Raw genomic sequence first — 17,554 nt, forward strand, 5'->3', positions numbered from 1 at the left:
TAGGTTTAATATGTTTTAAGTTATTTTATTATACTCAGTTTAAAATTTCAACCTAATTTTAAGAAGAATATTTGTATTCCGACAATTCGCATAAAAAAACAGGTTTTCTATTTTTAAATAAAAAACCTGCAAACTATTCATCGCCTGTACTTAAATAATGCTTCACCTTTCTCATTACGTTAGCTGAACAAGACATCCACCAGATTTAGAATATGTATTGAATCATGTCATGTATATTGCAATAAGGATTATCACGATTTTCTGTCGTTCGTAGGGACATCATTTCCGCACAATTTTTAATGGCTACCTCATGTAGTAGTGCAATCGGAGCAATAATAGACTCGTCTGCCTTGTGACGAAAATAGCGTGTTACCCCTAAATGCTCCTCCATCTTGTTGTTTAAAACAGCACGTGGATATTTTTCAGATACATCTACTTCTTCAAAATGTAGTAATAGCCACAATTCAAATGCCTCATTTGAATAAGCGATGTGAATATTTTTTTCCTCACAGAACATATTTACTTCGTCTAGCTGTTTATCTGTTAAATCATCCTTATCAAAAACAATCCATACTTCATCAAAATATTGGTAGCTGGAATCACGGAAGGCGTGTTGTGCTAGCTTGATCGCAGAGCGCTTAACGTTTTTTATTTTCACGCTCACTGTTTTCGAGCGCTTTAAAATACGCAATTGCTCAAAGTAAATGCGCTCCGTTTCTCCCTCACAATAAATTAATATTGTTTTACGTATTGTCCGATTACCATGTTGATGTACGCTCACTGGTCAAATACCTCCACTCCACGTAAATATTGATTGGATAAGTATTCATTTATAACTGGTATTGCAATGAGTACACTAGAAAAAATCGCCTTTCTTTTATTGTATGCAGCTACTATGACTCATGCTAAATACACCATTTGTACGTGCCTATAAAATCCATTTGATGAAAATGAACATAAACAAACACCCCATAGAAAAACTGCACCTCCAATTGTTAGATGTGTCTAACAATTGGGGTGCAGTTCACTCCTTGAGGTGTTTGCTTTTTTTACAAATTATGCTTTTAGAGGTTCTCCACTAAATACTCTAAGATCCATTGGTGCAGCCATAAAAGTTAGTGCTTTTTGAGTAAAAGCAGTAAAATGCTCACTCGTATTATGGATTGCAGTAGCTTCTACGTCTTTCCAAATTTCAACCATTGTATAATGGCAATCATGTTCAGTAGACTTCATCAAATCGTAGCTAATGTTACCCTCTTCAGCTCTTGTTGCTGAAAGAAGGATCTTTGCTTCTTCCAAGAATGCTTGCTCTTGCTCTGGTTTTACTTGTAAGTGTGCGTGAATAATAATCATAGTTACCCATCCTTTTAATTAAATTCATTTATTGAACTAAATGCTTCATTTTCAAATCAGTATATTGGTCAAAAAATTCAATAATCGATAATGTTGTTTTGCATGCGATTTAGCATGACAGGTAAGGATTCTAATTCTTCTTGATTAAAATCATGAAGCATTTGGTTAACGAAACGAACCTTTTCTTTTTTGTAACCGACAATTTGTTTACGACCTTCATCAGTCAGTCGAACAAATATTACACGATTATCGGTGGGGTTTCGTCGTCTTGTCACCATACCGCTTGCCTCAAGTTGTTTTAAATGACGAGTAATGGCACCACTGTCTATATTAACTGCTTTTTGGAGGGTAGATTGATTAATTTCTTCTGTTTTATAAAGCTGGTGTAGCAATTCATAGCGTGATGCGCTAATGCCTGTACATCGTTCAAATTTAGGGCTAATTTGATTATTCAGCTCTTTAAGAAGCTGTAAAATTTGTTCATGATTTGAAAGTGAACATTGCATCAATAACCCTCCTAATAATTTTGTGGTCAACTTTATAGAAGTGTCAACTAATCATTGAGTGCTCAATCATTGACCCGTCAATTAATATAATACAAAATGATCGATCCAGCAACAAATGACAACTTACCTAAATCAGGAAATCAAAAAGGTCTGTGCTCGAAAAAATCGAACGCAGACCGAATAAACCGATTAGTAGACTTCATTTTCAAAACAGCTCTTCTGTGTTTACCATTATTAAATTTCAACAATTTTCTCTTTCTGTAATGCCTGTATAGTAAGCTCGATGCCTTCTGCAAATGTTTTTTTCGGCTTCCAGCCAATCGCATTAGCAAGCTTTTCATTATTTAAAAATGAATGCTCAATATCGCCTTCTCTTGCAGGGGCATATTGGATTTCTAATGGATGATTTAAATGTTGTAATAATAATATCACTTGATGAAGTGACCACGCTTCGTTTGTTGAAACATTGTAGATACCTTGAAGTCTAGCTTCTACTCCAGCATAAATGGCATCTGCGATATCATCTACGTAGATGAAATCACGCGTCTGTTCACCGTCGCCATAAATAGTAAAAGGTCTACCTTCAAGACTACTTTTCAACATACTAGGGATAACAGCCGCCTCCCCTTGCATACGTTGTCTTGGACCAAAAACATTAGCAAAACGATAGATGAGCGTTGGTAAACGATAATCACGTTGCCACTTTTCACAATATGTTTCACCAATACTTTTATTTAGCCCATACATTGAAACTGGCTCACTAATATCTGTTTCCTCTAACGGTGGATAGTGACTATTACCATAAACCGCTGCTGAAGATGCGAACACGAAATGTTTCACCTTGTATTTAGAAGAATAAAAGAGCATTTGGCTTAGCCCCACGATATTTGTTAATATGTCCTTCATTGGCTCTTGGATAGAGAGCTGAACGCTCGTTTGCGCCGCACAATGAACGACTACATCAAATGCTACTTCCTTAAAGAAATGCTCACATACTTCATCTTCAACATTTAATAAGTACGATTTATGTTCGAAATCAATATTCCGTAAATGTCCTGTACTTAAATTATCAATTATATAAATATTGGCGCCTTCTTCAAAAAAACGCCTCGCCACGGCACTACCAATAAACCCATAGCCACCTGTCACTAATACATTCATCCCATCGCCCCCAAAAACAATATGATGTTTTATATGCATTAATTGCTAAAAATATGCAAGGAACATACTACTGGATTATTTTAACAGACCTTCGTCCGCAGGTAAAAGATTAATGAGCATTCTATTAAAAGACAAAAATCCACACAGTCTTCCAAGCATGTACACAAGAGAATCGCAAGCGTTAGCTAGCGACCCACCTCATACTATGCTCATGAAAGCCGAGCGGATTTTCACAAACTTATTCTTTATTTTTTTACAACATGGGCTAACATTATTACGCAGGGTTTACTTCTAGTTCAACTGAAATTTTAATATCTTTCCCTACAAGTACTCCACCAGTTTCTAAAGCAGCATTCCAAGTTAAACCGAAGTCTTCACGGTTAATTGTAGTTTCTGCCTCGAAGCCATATACTTCCTGACCCCATGGGTTTGTACCTTTACCATTGAATTCAGTATTGAAAGTAACTGGTTTTGTAACATCCTTAATTGTTAAATCACCAGTTAAGGCATACTCATCACCTGATTTTTTTGTAATGCTTGTTGATTTAAACGTAATATTTGGGTATTTTTCTGTATCAAAGAAATCAGCTGCTTTTAAGTGATTATCGCGATCTTCGCTACGAGTGTTAATGCTTGCTGCATCAATTGTAATGCTAATGTTTGCTGTTGTTAAATCTGCAAGATCTGCTGCTTCAATATCAGCTGAATAAGAATCGAATACACCTTTTACTTTTGATACCATCATGTGTTTTACTTGAAAGTTAATTGCTGAGTGTCCTAAATCGATATTCCATTTTGCCATTTTAAATTCCTCCAATTTGAATTGTTTTATATCTCGAATTCGAGATATATGTTAAAATATGAAGTAACTACTCTAATTATGTTACCCAAAAATAAATGGGTTAAACATATGTAGTTACTTCGCAGTACATCTTAGTTAATTTTCCGTTACTAAAAGTAATCAATTACTTTATGTAACTTACTATATATTAATAATTAATTTACGTCAAGTAATTTATTTAAATTATTTTCGACGTCATTCTTACTCATTTCAAGATGCAAAAGTAATGCTGATATCCGATGCTTTACGAAGGTTTACTGGCGATTTATAGTCTTTTATCGGCGATTTCTCCTGTCCAATCGGCGAAACGCGGACTGTAACCAGCGATTCATAAGTTTCTATCGGCGATTTTCAACTTAGTTAACGTTTCACTAATTTCCCTTGTACAACAAATCGATGGTCATCACTAATTACGGAATCTTTACATGTAGAAAGCGTAATAATTTTATCATCTGGTCCTATATCTACATTCATATCAATTGTAGAACGCTTTTGAACTTCTCCGATAAACTGAAGAAATTCCTCGTCTGTTTTAAATTCTGTTTCAATATAATAAAAATCAATCGTTGTCTCATATGCAGCGAATACTTCAATATCATACCCTTCATATAATGTATCTAAATAAATTGTACGATGTGCATCGGCATAATCCTGATTCAAGTAATTTTTCAAACTACCAAACATCGTCCCATCTTTCATGGCATGACCATACAAAATGGTATTACGACTAATATCAAGTGCGTCATTTCGATAATCCATAAAAACACTGCCTGCACGACTTTCCCGATCTTTATAATTATGGTTTAAATAGAATTCATTGTTATCCGCATGTAAAATTGGATTGTTGAGCTTTGTATTATCTACTGAAATCCAGCCAACTATGCGCTTATTTACAGCTAATAAATCATGAAATTGAGGTCTAATCGTATATTTGGTTTCTATTTCAGTAGTTGAAATGTCTTCCTCAACTACTTCTTCTTGAATCGTCGCCAATGTTTCAGCGTAAATCGTTTGCACTTCTTTTAAAGATTTTGATGATTCATAGTATGTGTAGACGTACTTTACTAGCACAAAGCCAGAGTATAAAAATATAGACAAGTATAAAACTGTTAAAAGCTTCGATTTCCATTTTTTCATCGTTTCACCAACTTAAATACCAAGAGGCACCATATAAAGACCGAGCTGTTCATCTTCATTGAAGATTGCGTCAACTCCATAGACTTCTTTAATAACTTCCTTTGTGATGACGTCACGCGGTGCGCCCTCAGCTATAATTTGTCCTGCTTTCATCAAAATAATATGATCACTATAACGAATTGCTTGGTTAATATCATGAAGCACCATAACAATTGTTAAACCATGTTCTTCGTTCAATTCTTTTACAAGCTCCAATAACTCCATTTGATAATAAATATCTAAATACGTAGTCGGTTCGTCTAAGCATAAAATTTCAGACTGCTGTGCTAATGCCATCGCGATCCAAACTCGTTGTCGTTCACCGCCTGATAGCGCTTCTAAATCATTTTTTCGCTTTTCTAATAAGTTTGTACATGCTAATGCCCAATCAATCGCTTTTTCATCTTCCTCATGATTACGTTTTAACATTGTATTATGCGGAAGGCGCCCAAAACTCACTAATTTTTCAATGGTTAAATCTTTTGGGACATCATTTTGTTGATAAACAATTGCTAGCTTTTTAGCAAACTCTTTTGGCTTATAATGGACTAAGTCTTTATTTTCCAAAGAAACATGCCCCGATTTCGGCATATTATTTCGTGACATCACACTTAGTAATGTTGATTTCCCACAGCCATTCGGGCCGATTATCGTTGTAATTTTGCCCTTTTGAATGCTCGTTGAGACTCCATCTAAATGATTGCGTGTATTATCATGCGAGACGATAAGGTCGTGCATTTCCATTTTCTTCACTCTTTTCGTAAAAGGAATATTAAGAACGGGCCACCGATAATTGCCATAATAGTTGATGCAGGGATTTCAATTGGTGCAACGATTGTTCGACCAATTGTATCTGCCACTAAAATTAATAAGGCACCTGCTAACGCCGTAAACGGTATTAGGTATCGATGATCATGTCCAACTAAACGTCGGGCAATGTGTGGAACTAATAAGCCGACAAAGGAAATAACACCTGCGACGACTACTGACACGGCTGCTAATAATACAGCAACTGCGGCAATAATTAAACGCGCGCGTGCTACGTTAAAGCCGAGACTTTTTGCCGTTTTATCTTGTAGAACGAGAAGATTACACCAGCTATATAACGCAAATGCTGCGACTAAGCCTATCGTTCCGTATGTTGCAATAGTCGTCACATCTTTCCATGTCCGCATTGTTAAATTTGATCCGACGACACTAGAAGCAGATGTATTCAATGAGCCACCTAGACTTAAAAATGCTTCTGTTAGACCAGTAAACATCGCATTAATCGCAATCCCTACTAATATTAATTTTAAAGGACTCAATTCCGATTTCCATGACAAGGCAAACACTAGCGCACAAGCAAATGCTCCACCGATAAACGCTAATATCGGTGTCATAAAAAAGAGAGCTGGAAAAAATGAAATAATAAATAATTGTACAAATGCTGCTCCTGATGAAATACCTATGACGCCAGCGTCTGCTAGCGGATTACGCATAACTGATTGCAATAATACACCTGAAACAGAAAGCGCAGCACCTGCAAATAAAGCGACTAGAATACGTGGAAAACGCAAATCACGTATTGCCTCCATCTGACTATTTCCTTCTTCAAACAATGCACCTATAAATTCAAAAAAGCCCATTTTAATACTACCTGTCGTGGCTGAGTAAATCATCGAAATTAGTAACAATAATATTACCAATGCAAAACTTATTATTTTTTTCGTCATATCGGATTCCTTTTTCTAATCGAATTCCGCAAAATCACATTGCACAGTGAATGTGCATCTTAGAATTGCGTCGATTTTACTTATTTAAAAGATTCGCTCACTACGACTGCTCAGGAACGAAAAAATACTATGTAATAGAATATAAGAAAAGCGCTCTACGGCAAGAGTTATCTTGCAATACGAGCGACAATTTCAGCTTACTTATTAGCGATAAAAAATTTCCATTAACTGTCCTAAAGCCTGTGGCACCTGTAAGGAAGCTGTCGTTCCAAATAATTCTTCTTCCAAATCATATACTTTACCATTTTTCACTGCGTCAAAATGCTTCCAAATATCGTTTGTTTTAAATTCTTCATCAAACATTTTAACAACTTCATCAGGCATGCCGTGCGATAGACGTAAAATAATATCAGGGTTGCTATTATGCAAGTACTCCGTATTTGATGATAAATACTCTGCTTCTTGCCCCTCCATTACATTAATTCCCCCCGCACGTTTGACAAGGTCGCCAGCATAAGAATTTTCAGTTGCTACTAAGTAACTTCCTGGAATACCAAGTAATATTAAAACACGAGGTCCTTCTTTATTGGCAGCGACAGTTTGTATAGCATCAATGTTCTTTTGTAGTCCCACCACTAATTCTTCTGCTTGAGCTGACCGATCATACCGCTCACCTAATGTTTTTATTTCAGCCATCATCGCATCAACACTTTGGAAATTCAAAAAATTTACAGGTATTTTTAGCTGTTCAAATTTATCTTGTAAATCATATTGTAATGTGGACACTGATAATACATCGGTAGGAGTTAATGATTTTACAATTTCCATATCTGGCTCCATTGCATTACCTATTGTAGGTAAACCTTCAAAGCGTTTTGCTAATACTTTTTCTGTTTCTGGTACTGCAATAGCATCAAGCTCTAGCTTATCTAAAATATCAGCTATAACAACTGTACCTGCAATAATACGATTTTCACTTGGTGTATTTGCTACTGATTCTTCAGCTTTTTTAGTAGATGCTTCATTCTTTGCTTGCTCGCCCCCACCGCTACAACCAGCAATTAAAAATACTGTCATAAGCGCTATCAATGCCAGCCAGTTTTTTTGTTTTTTAGACATATAGTCATCTCCTACTTTGTTCAAGTATTTTTGGAATTTCTTAAGCGACGAATGAGTAACCAGCCCGATAGTAAACAAATGACCACTAACAATAGTAATTTCACTTTATCTAACTGGGCAAGTTGTTGATCTACATTCGTTTTATTTTCAGCCTGCTCAATTTTCGGTTGCTTTTCCTCTTCAGTTACAGTAGGTTCTTCTACCTTGTCCTCAGCACTTGCATCAAGTGTACGGTCAAAAGCTAACTGTTCTTCTGGTAATGCTGTGAAAGGAGGCTGAACTGTTGGCAATGACTGCAAATTAGCATTTGTTATAGGTTCCTCTGTTTTTTCCTCTAATGGCTTCTCTATTTTGTCACTTGTGGCGTCAGGAGGCTTCACACTATCATCTTGCTTAGGAGGCTCCGCTTCGATTGGTTTTTCTAAAATATTCGCCACTTGTTGCGCATCAAATTGTAAATCAACAAAATATTGATGATGATATGCAATTTCTGGAATATCTACTTGTACCCACATACGCAATGGTCTTGTTAAATCAACTACTTCAAATTCGACAATTCTCTCATTTCCCACAATCGATACAAGTGTTGGTTCCACCTGTGTCCCTCGTTGATCAACTGTTAACCCCGTTACCCAAGCTGATTTTAAAATGGTCATCTGGGCATAATATTTGCCGTCTTTTTCTATCACCTTTGCCACTGGATTGACATACGTATTCATAATGGATTGCTCTTTTTTTCCATCAGCGTACAAAATATAATCAATGGACCATTGTTTTTTAGGTGTAGTTTCTTCTATTGTATTGTCTTGTTCATTGTCTTCGATTGGTGCTTTTAATATGATACGAAGTCGCTGAGCAAATTGAAAACTTTCCTCTACAGATTCTGAAGCTAAAAGACCCTTTATAATAATAGGTTCTTCTAAATCTTTTACATCAAACTGAACTAAATTTTCAGTCCATTTTAAAATTGAAGAAGACTCTTTTTCCGATTGTTCAATATGTATCTCTTGTAAACTATATGAATGATTTATCGCCATAGACAAAGTATATTGGCCATTCACTATGTTAATTGTTGCCTCTTCATTGAAAAATCGATTTGGTTCCACCCCATCAATGGATGAAAAACTTAGTTCAACTTGATAGCTCCCATTTTTTAACGAACTACCTACTTCGGCTTGTGCATGTAACGGCAATTGAGGGATAAACACCAAGATTATTGCACTGATAAAAGACAATAAAAAGATAACTTTTTTATTGTATGTTTTCATAAAATACCCCCAATTTCTATAGAAGCAACAGTAACTTCCTTCCTCATCTAAGTGAGAAAGGAAGTTGCTATTGTTTAATGCTTATTCTTATTCTTCAAATTCATAGAAGAATTTTAAAGAGTTATTTAAAATTTTTGCCATTTGTCCACGAGTTAATGGTTTGTTTGCATTGATATAAGTTTTACCATCTTTCGCAACAGATCCTGTCATAATGCCTTCTTTGTTCAGTAATGAGAAAGCTTCTTTCGCTTCATCATTCGCAATTGTAGCTACATCAGCATATGGTAATGAAATTTGAACATTTAAGTCGCCTTCAGTGACAGCTTGGATAGCACGGTAAATCATTAATGCACCTTGTTGACGTGTTAAAATGCCATTTGGATTGAATTTTTCACGTGATTCTACGATGCCATATTCAGCAAGAGCATTAATTGCATTTTCTGCTTCAATACCTTTAATATCTTGGAAGCCAGCAACTTCAGTAGCTTCTAACTCTAAAGTACGTGCAATCATTAATGCAAATTGAGCACGTGTTAAATTGTTATTTGGATTAAATTTATCTTGCGGCATGATAATCTCATAAGCTAGTAAGTTAAGGATTGCTTCTTTATTTTCGTTGTTATCGATATCTTTAAATGGATTTTCAACTGTTGTTTCTTCAGTATCTGTAACTGGTTTGCTTAAATCTACATTAAAGCTAAATTGTACAGTATGAACTGAATCATATTTTACACCCGCTGCAGGCTCATCTACGATAATATGAATTTCAGCGTTTGCAAGTGCTTTTAAATCTTTTACTTCAAAAGTATAAATACGTTCATTTGTTTCTTTATCTTCTTCTTCTAAAACAGCGTCTTTACCGTCCACTTTAAATGATTGAACATACTGCCCTTTAGGGAATACCATTCCTACAACGTATGTGCCATCTGCATCTCCAACAACTACAGTAGAACTAATATAGTTTTTCATGATGGATTCTTCTTTCGTTCCATCTTTATAAACTGTTACAGTACCTTCATATAAATCAACATCTTCTTCTTCGTCAGTAACAACTGTTTCCTCTTTTTCAGGTTGTTCTTCTTTTACTTCCTCAGTTGGTTCTGTAACCTCAGTTGTCGCAACTGGTTGGAAATCAAAGTCATACCATTTATCCATGTTTGCTTGAGAAGCAACTACATGTACTTTTGCCCCCGTTTTTACTTTTGGATCTACTGGGAATGACACGATGCTTGAACCATCTTGTTGCTTTTCAATTGTCGCATCTACATATTTATCGCCTTGTTTTATTTGGAAACCAGGAATCATTGCAGCAAATTGAGCTGGAATCGTTAGTTTCACTGTATATGTACCATCTTTCTCAACAAGTAAGCCTGTTCCAGCAAAATACTTATCCATGTATCCTGCTTCATCTGTACCAGGTTTAAACGTTTGGAACTTTACAACTGTCCCTTCTGTTGTTTCAGCCGTAGCTTCCACTTTTACATCTGTAGATATAGTTGTCGTTGTTGTGTCAGCCACCTTTGCTGATGCAAATGTTGGAACTGAAAGTGATGCTGCTAATAATGAAGCGAGTACGATTTTTGTTGCACGAGATTGACGATTTTTAGCCATTATTGACCCTCCATTTTTGTTTTGTATTTAGTTCTATAAAGTAAAAATGCTGATCCTGCAAATGCAACTAGTAATAAATAAGGCATCGCATCGCTTGTTTGTGGATTAGACACTTGACTTTCAGATCCTGTTGACGTTTTCGTATTATTTGTTGCTGTTGTTGTAGCTGCTGAACTTCCTGATACCGCTGCATCAAATACTAGTGAAACGCTATACTCATGGTGATAATTAATATCATCGATATCAATTTTCATAGATGTTACAACTGGCTTTGATAAATCTTTTACTGTGAATTGTACAACACGTGTATCAGCTGTTTTATCTTCGCTAACAACTGCTGCTCCACCTGGTGGTTGAAATTTAGTAATCCAAGCACTATTCTTTAATGTAATTTGTACAGTAGCTGTACCATTTTTCACTGTCACCGTAGCTGGCTTTACGAAATAATCATTGGCAATAGATGCTGAGCTACTATCTGGTTTATTCACCTGATATTTTACAGAATATGTGCCATCAGCCATTTGAGCAGATGCATGTGGTAACGCTAAATTAAAAATAACCATACTGACTAGCATGACCAACATCATTATTTTCTTCATGTGTTGCACGCCCCCTCTAATAATTATGGAAAATTTTTATTTAATTTCCATTAAACATTATAATTGATACGAATTATATTCTCAATATTTCCATGAAATCAATATTATGAGAATGAAAACGAAAATAATTCTCAATTACACTATCTATCCAAAGAATAATCTCTGTTACCTTAGTATGTCAACTAGCAATCCAAAAACGTCCTCAATATGTCAAAATTTCCTCATAAAAAAAAGAATATCACTGTTAAACATCAGTAATATCCCTTCATTTTATTATTTAGCAAAAACTTCAAACACCCCAATTAAAATTAATAACCATCCTGAAATTGCTGTCGAGTACATGCCAATATATGTTTTTGAAAGAAGGGCACCAAAATGAATTCCTACGCCGACAGTAATAAAGGAAAAGATTCCAATTGAGATAACCGTCCATATAGCTGAAATACCATTCGCTCCAATGGCAATTCCGCCTGCTAAACAGTTTGCCGATAAAACAAAGCCAAGTGTCATTGCCTCTCTAATTGAAATAATGTAGTTTTTATCTTCATCAAACACTTCAGGATTTTTCGCGATGCCGTTTTTGGAAAGGCGGTTAGAGAATAGCGTATACACCCCAATCGCACAGAGCAAAAGACTTCCCAAAAGATTGGCTGTGTGTGGAGAAATATACTCTACTACTGTACTACCAGCCGTTACTGCTACGTAAGTGACAATCATTGAAATGATGGCAATGACTGCGTTCGATACAATAGGAATCCTCACTCGCTTAACACCATATGCAAGGCCAATCCCTAGATTATCTAAATTGGCAGCTATACCAATCAGAATAATGGTTATCCAATGCATGATTTCCCTCCTGTCCATAACGCTTCGGCATAAATACGTCAAGAAATGCGTTTACCCATTGCTATAATATGAGGAGCAAATTTTGTTCAAGTAGGCGTTCATCTGTGATGCAATGTATTCGTTATGGAAAAAGGCTCTTTTCCACGGTAATACCTCGGGTTTCCGCGTTTGTAGCACCTTTTTCCGCGATAATACCTCGGGTTTCCGCGTTTGTAGCACCTTTTTCCGCGATAGCACCTCGGGTTTCCGCGAAACAAAAAACCACCTACTGTATGAAATGGCTTTCAACAGTAGGTGGTTTTACAATAATTTTATTTAACAAAAAATTCTTTAACTTGGTCTAACATAATATTCGCAGCTAGAATGCCTCCAGCAGTATTCCAAATGACATCATCCACTTTATGTGCGTTGCCTTTTTGGACAGCAGTTAGGTTTTTCCAAAGTGGATCTTGTGTCCACTCTTGTTCAGTTGCTAATGCAGTATCATCACCCGTTGGCATGTATGTGAAGTAGAATATAACATCCCCATCCATTTGAGGAATTGCTTCTTTTCCTAAATCAATAGCCAATTTCCCTAATTTTGCATTATCTTTAAATAAGTCTGCTTGAGCTGGAACACGTTTAAATCCTAATTCATCAAAAATAACACCAGAGAATGAATCCGTGTAATAGATGCGAGATTTATCTGCCATAAAACGTACAAACGAAATTTCTTTATTCGTTTGATCACCCAGTTCTTCTTTTAATGCTTGTAATTTATCTTCGTAGGCTGTTAATACTTCTTCACCTTTAGCTTCTTGATTTACTGCTTTTGCATATAATTTAAAATTCTCTTTCCAGTCACCACGTAATGTTTCAGAAAAAATTGTTGGTGCAATCTTGCTAAGTTTCGCATAGTCTTTTTCTTGTCTTAGTTTATTACCAATGATTAAATCGGGCTTTAAAGAAGCAATTTTTTCAATATTAACTTCATGTTCAACACCAACTACTTCTACACCGTCCATTTGATCTTTAATATGGTCATACCAAGGATCACCTGACCATGATTGAACTGCACCTACAGGCTTAATACCTAGAGCTAAAAGTGCTTCTGTACCTTCATTTGTAAGTACAACAATACGTTTTGGCGTATCTTTTACATCAGTTGTCCCCATTGCATGTTCGACACTATAGGCATTGCCCTCTTTTGAACTTTCTTCCTTCTCGTTATCTTTCGAATTGCCACACGCTGCAAGAACAAAAATAGCCATAACAGCTAGCAATACTAATAACTTTTGAAATGCTTTTTGCATCTTTTTTTCCCCCATTGTATATGATAAAATTGTTTGGTGATAATGATTATCATTTTTAGTAAGAACGAATCAATAATATTGTAAGAATTTATTACTGTCAATATATTTTTAATCAAACGTTAGTGCATTCTATATAAAGAAAGAGTACGAATTTATGATATTAAAAAATAATGCTTCAAAGTCTATAGCGTTAATAGTAGGATTGCTTCTTTTACTTATTTGCATGGGAATAAGTATTGTATATGGCTATGCAAATACCTCCATACAAACGACGATTGAATCTTTTACCCAGTTTAATAATTCTAACGAGCATATTATTATCCAAAATGTTCGTATTCCTAGAGCTTTAATAGCTACATGTGTAGGGGCTTCTTTAGCTATTACAGGGGTACTTATGCAAACATTAACGAAAAATCCACTCGCATCACCAGGGATTTTAGGGATTAATACTGGAGCAGGTTTTGCCGTCGTATTTGCCATGATTTTCTTCCATATTTCGAGTTTACAATCTCTAGCATGGGTTGCATTTTTAGGTGCTACAATTGCTGCTTTAGCAGTTTATGGCATTAGTTCATCTGGACGTGACGCCGTAACACCAGTCAAAATAACGTTAGCTGGGGCCGCCATCAGTGCCCTCTTCGCTTCTTTTACACAAGGTTTACTGGCAACAAACGAAGCTGAACTTGAGCAAGTACTGTTTTGGTTAGCTGGATCTGTACAAGGGAGAAAGCTAGAGATTCTAATATCTGTGTTACCATATTTAGTTATTGGATGGATTGCTGCTCTCCTAATCTCTTCTAAAATGAATATTCTTGCACTTGGGGATGATATAGCAAGAGGCCTAGGTTTACCACTAGGAATGATGAAATTAGCAGTTGGCATTATTGTCATCTTTTTAGCTGGTGGTTCAGTTGCTATAGCTGGCCCAATTGGGTTTGTAGGAATTGTAGTACCCCATTTTGCGCGAAAGTTTGTTGGCACAGATCATCGCTGGCTTATTCCAATGGCTGCACTATTAGGTGGCATATTATTATTGGTTGCTGATGTTGCAGCACGCTACATCATTATGCCGCAAGAAGTGCCTGTAGGCGTAATGACAGCCATGATTGGTACGCCATTCTTTATTTACCTTGCGCGAAAAGGTGGAAAAAAATAATGAAACAATTAAAAACAGTTCGTTTACTACAAAATAAAATATCCTTTTTATTAGATATAAAAGCTTCTAAAAAACTAACGTTTATTAGCCTCATTGCATTATTGGTTTTTTTCTTTAGTGCATCATTTGGAGATTCATTTATAAATCCGATAAAAGTATTGCAAACGATACTCGGACAAGGTTCGGATTTCGATCAATTAATTATTATTGACTTCCGACTGCCAAGAATTTTTATTGCGGCATTTGCAGGTATGGCGTTAGCCGTTGCGGGTGCTATTTTACAAGGCCTTATTAAAAACCCACTCGCTTCACCAGATATTATCGGTATTTCTGCTGGTGGTGGAGCTGCGGTAGTTGGGTTTTTAGCTATTTTTAGCGACTCTAATCATTCATTAACAGTTAGTATTGAATGGCTACCTCTCGCTGGATTTATCGGAGCTACTGTCGTTGCATTTATTGTGTATATCTTTGCTTGGAAAGATGGTGTGACAGCAACTCGTCTTGTTTTAATTGGTATTGGGGTTTCAGCTTTTATGCAGGCTATTACGACAATGTTAATGGTAATTGGTCCAATTTATCAAGCTAGTGAAGCCAATAAGTGGATTACAGGAAGCGTCAAAAGTGCTGATTGGAATCAAGTTCAAATTATAGTTCCGATTATTATCATCCTCCTGCTTCTAACAGTCTTTATTACTCGACAGTTAAATGTGCAAGAATTGGGTGATGATACAGCTGCTAGTTTAGGTCAAACTGTACAAAAAACTCGTTTTTTCCTATTACTTTTGAGTTCAAGTCTCGTTGCTTGTGCTATTTCATTTGCAGGCGCTATTGGTTTTGTCGGCTTAATGGCACCACACATTGCAAGACGCATTGTAGGTCCAGCATTCGGTGTATTAATTCCTACATCCGCTGCTATTGGTGCTTTATTAGTAATGGTTGCAGATATTATTGGACGAACTGCATTTAGTCCTTTAGAAGTGCCAGCAGGAGTATTTACAGCTGCTATTGGTGCCCCTTATTTCATCTACTTATTATTGCGAAACCCTAGAAAATAAAGGAGTCAAACTTCATGACTAAAACGTTAGAAACTAAATCACTTACATTAAATTATGGTGATTCCAATATTATTGAAGATCTTAATCTATCTATTCCTATGAATGAAATTACTGTGCTAATTGGGGCCAACGGTTGTGGAAAATCGACACTTTTGCGTTCAATTGCTCGATTATTAAAGCCGAAGCAAGGTACAGTATTATTAGATGGTCAAGATGTTTTTAAGTTATCGACGAAACAAGTAGCTAAAAAGCTTTCCATTCTTCCCCAATCACCAGTTGCTCCAGAAGGGTTAACAGTGTTACAACTTGTTAAACAAGGCCGTTATCCTCATCAAAGCTGGCGGAAGCAATGGACTGAAGAAGATGAAGCAATCGTGTTAAACGCCTTAAAAGCGACAGGCGTTGATCAGTTGCAAGATAAACCAGTGGACGAGCTTTCAGGTGGTCAACGTCAACGTGCTTGGATTGCTATGACACTAGCTCAAGATACAGATATTATTTTATTAGATGAACCTACAACTTACTTAGATTTAACACATCAAATTGAAATTTTAGACTTACTCTTTGAGTTAAATAAACAAAATAGAACAATCGTTATGGTTCTACATGATATTAATTTAGCATGTCGATATGCTGATCACATTATTACGGTGCGTGACCGAGGCGTTTACCAACAAGGAAAACCTGAAGAAATTATGACAACCTCTTTAGTCAAACATGTTTTCGATTTAGAATGTCAGATGACAAATGATCCTATTTATGGAACGCCTTTATGTATCCCTTTTGGTAAAGGAAGAGTTATTTCTTAAAGCTTATATCTAATTATTTTGTTAAAAAACTCTAATTAAAATGCCCCGTAAAGGTTAGATTTAATGTCTAACTTTTACGGGGCTATTTACTTGAAGAATACATTATAAGCAAAATAATTTTCAGCTGGATTTCTTTCACGTTACCCTGGCATGTGGTATATTTTATTCCCTTTAATGTTACAAAACTCTTATTGCTACTTGGATCATTTGAGGTTGCAATCGTCTTTTGACAATTAAGAAGAGCAAAGCACTGACCTTTAATTACAAGATAATGTCACACTACCGAGCACATCGAAATCTGCTACGACTGTATCCCCTGGCTGAAAAGAAATCGCCTCAGACATCGCACCACTTAAAATAATATCGCCTTTTTTAAAGCCTTTTCCTACCTTGGCTAATTCTTTCACTGCCCACACAATGGCAGTAGCAGGATGCCCTAATACAGCCGCGCTTGAGCCTGTTTGCTCCACAGTGCTGTTTTTACTTAGTACCATGCCGATTTGTCCCAAATCAAGCATATGAGGAGAAACCCACTTACTACCAACAATAAATTTCGCCGAGGAACAATTATCTGCGATCACATCTGCTAATGTAAAGCGAAAATCTTTATAACGGCTATCTATTACTTCAAGGGCAGGTGCGACATATTTTGTTGCCTTTACAACATCCGCCTCTGTAACTGCCTCCCCCGCCAAATCCTCACCTAAAAAAAAGGCAATCTCAGGTTCAACTTTTGGATGAATGAGCTGTGAAAATTCAATCGTTTCCCATTCTAGCGCGAGCATATCACTATGTAAATAGCCATAAATCGCTTCGTTGACTCCCATCATCTGCTGCTTTGCTTTACTCGTTAACCCTAGCTTTACGCCTACTTGCTTCGTGCCATTCTCCTCTAGCTTGCGCACTAGTAAAGCATCCTGTATCCGATAAGCCTCCTGTATCGTCAACTGTGGGTAGTCATCTGTCAGCTTGATGACTTCCTTTACATCACGCTCTGCATCATATAAATAATCAACCAATTTTTGCTGATTTATTTGTACCGTCATT

At 36.3% G+C, this 17,554-nt stretch carries 18 protein-coding genes; 3 read left to right on the forward strand and 15 right to left on the reverse strand.

Annotated elements, in window-relative coordinates:
- Window positions 1–205 precede the first annotated feature (205 nt).
- From JNUCC52_RS09820 to JNUCC52_RS09885, 14 genes are all read right to left on the reverse strand, one after another.
- A complete protein-coding gene (locus JNUCC52_RS09820; protein WP_173478046.1) occupies window positions 206–781 on the reverse strand; it encodes an RloB family protein in 576 nt (191 codons plus the stop codon).
- Between the two features lie 275 nt (window positions 782–1,056).
- Window positions 1,057–1,353: a putative quinol monooxygenase gene (locus tag JNUCC52_RS09825; protein WP_173478047.1), complete on the reverse strand. Its 297-nt coding sequence runs from the start codon at window positions 1,351–1,353 to the stop codon at window positions 1,057–1,059.
- A gap of 77 nt (window positions 1,354–1,430) precedes the next feature.
- Window positions 1,431–1,859 (reverse strand): MarR family winged helix-turn-helix transcriptional regulator, encoded by a 429-nt coding sequence (locus tag JNUCC52_RS09830; protein WP_337981998.1) that lies wholly within the window; start codon window positions 1,857–1,859, stop codon window positions 1,431–1,433.
- A gap of 234 nt (window positions 1,860–2,093) precedes the next feature.
- Window positions 2,094–3,020, reverse strand: coding sequence for an NAD-dependent epimerase/dehydratase family protein (locus tag JNUCC52_RS09835; RefSeq protein ID WP_173478049.1), 927 nt, complete (start codon window positions 3,018–3,020; stop codon window positions 2,094–2,096).
- A gap of 274 nt (window positions 3,021–3,294) precedes the next feature.
- Window positions 3,295–3,822, reverse strand: a complete 528-nt coding sequence (locus tag JNUCC52_RS09840) for a YceI family protein (RefSeq protein WP_173478050.1) — start codon at window positions 3,820–3,822, stop codon at window positions 3,295–3,297.
- Between the two features lie 399 nt (window positions 3,823–4,221).
- The gene (gene srtB, locus JNUCC52_RS09845) at window positions 4,222–4,998 is read right to left on the reverse strand and encodes a class B sortase (protein ID WP_173478051.1); all 777 of its coding nucleotides are present in this window, start codon (window positions 4,996–4,998) and stop codon (window positions 4,222–4,224) included.
- Between the two features lie 12 nt (window positions 4,999–5,010).
- On the reverse strand, window positions 5,011–5,781 hold the full coding sequence (locus tag JNUCC52_RS09850) for an ABC transporter ATP-binding protein (RefSeq protein ID WP_173478052.1): 771 nt from the start codon (window positions 5,779–5,781) through the stop codon (window positions 5,011–5,013).
- A 5-nt stretch (window positions 5,782–5,786) separates the two neighbouring features.
- Complete coding sequence (locus JNUCC52_RS09855; protein ID WP_337981999.1) at window positions 5,787–6,752, reverse strand: FecCD family ABC transporter permease; 966 nt, start codon at window positions 6,750–6,752, stop codon at window positions 5,787–5,789.
- A gap of 204 nt (window positions 6,753–6,956) precedes the next feature.
- Window positions 6,957–7,871 (reverse strand): heme ABC transporter substrate-binding protein IsdE, encoded by a 915-nt coding sequence (gene isdE / locus JNUCC52_RS09860; RefSeq protein ID WP_173478054.1) that lies wholly within the window; start codon window positions 7,869–7,871, stop codon window positions 6,957–6,959.
- A gap of 20 nt (window positions 7,872–7,891) precedes the next feature.
- Window positions 7,892–9,139, reverse strand: a complete 1,248-nt coding sequence (locus JNUCC52_RS09865) for an NEAT domain-containing protein (RefSeq protein ID WP_337982000.1) — start codon at window positions 9,137–9,139, stop codon at window positions 7,892–7,894.
- A gap of 87 nt (window positions 9,140–9,226) precedes the next feature.
- Window positions 9,227–10,750 (reverse strand): NEAT domain-containing protein, encoded by a 1,524-nt coding sequence (locus tag JNUCC52_RS09870; protein WP_173478056.1) that lies wholly within the window; start codon window positions 10,748–10,750, stop codon window positions 9,227–9,229.
- The gene (gene isdC / locus JNUCC52_RS09875) at window positions 10,750–11,349 is read right to left on the reverse strand and encodes a heme uptake protein IsdC (RefSeq protein WP_337982001.1); all 600 of its coding nucleotides are present in this window, start codon (window positions 11,347–11,349) and stop codon (window positions 10,750–10,752) included. Before isdC ends, JNUCC52_RS09870 begins: the two co-directional genes overlap by 1 nt.
- Window positions 11,350–11,622: 273 nt before the next feature.
- Window positions 11,623–12,195, reverse strand: a complete 573-nt coding sequence (locus JNUCC52_RS09880; RefSeq protein ID WP_173478057.1) for a manganese efflux pump — start codon at window positions 12,193–12,195, stop codon at window positions 11,623–11,625.
- A 311-nt stretch (window positions 12,196–12,506) separates the two neighbouring features.
- The gene (locus JNUCC52_RS09885; protein ID WP_173478058.1) at window positions 12,507–13,487 is read right to left on the reverse strand and encodes an ABC transporter substrate-binding protein; all 981 of its coding nucleotides are present in this window, start codon (window positions 13,485–13,487) and stop codon (window positions 12,507–12,509) included.
- A gap of 154 nt (window positions 13,488–13,641) precedes the next feature.
- Here JNUCC52_RS09885 and JNUCC52_RS09890 point away from each other — a divergent pair, with 154 nt between their 5' ends.
- From JNUCC52_RS09890 to JNUCC52_RS09900, 3 genes are read left to right on the forward strand one after another with little or no spacing between them, the layout of a single operon-like run.
- Window positions 13,642–14,643 (forward strand): FecCD family ABC transporter permease, encoded by a 1,002-nt coding sequence (locus tag JNUCC52_RS09890; RefSeq protein ID WP_173478059.1) that lies wholly within the window; start codon window positions 13,642–13,644, stop codon window positions 14,641–14,643.
- Entirely contained in the window at window positions 14,643–15,698 is a 1,056-nt protein-coding gene (locus JNUCC52_RS09895; protein WP_173478060.1) for a FecCD family ABC transporter permease, read from the forward strand. Before JNUCC52_RS09890 ends, JNUCC52_RS09895 begins: the two co-directional genes overlap by 1 nt.
- Window positions 15,699–15,712: 14 nt before the next feature.
- Window positions 15,713–16,507, forward strand: coding sequence for an ABC transporter ATP-binding protein (locus JNUCC52_RS09900; protein ID WP_173478061.1), 795 nt, complete (start codon window positions 15,713–15,715; stop codon window positions 16,505–16,507).
- Window positions 16,508–16,764: 257 nt separating this feature from the next.
- Here JNUCC52_RS09900 and JNUCC52_RS09905 read toward each other — a convergent pair whose 3' ends face one another.
- Window positions 16,765–17,553: a 2-keto-4-pentenoate hydratase gene (locus tag JNUCC52_RS09905; protein WP_337982002.1), complete on the reverse strand. Its 789-nt coding sequence runs from the start codon at window positions 17,551–17,553 to the stop codon at window positions 16,765–16,767.
- Between the last annotated feature and the right edge of the window lies 1 nt (window position 17,554).

Origin of the sequence: Lysinibacillus sp. JNUCC-52 (assembly GCF_015999545.1) — a bacterium.
In the GTDB taxonomy this organism is placed as follows: domain Bacteria; phylum Bacillota; class Bacilli; order Bacillales_A; family Planococcaceae; genus Lysinibacillus.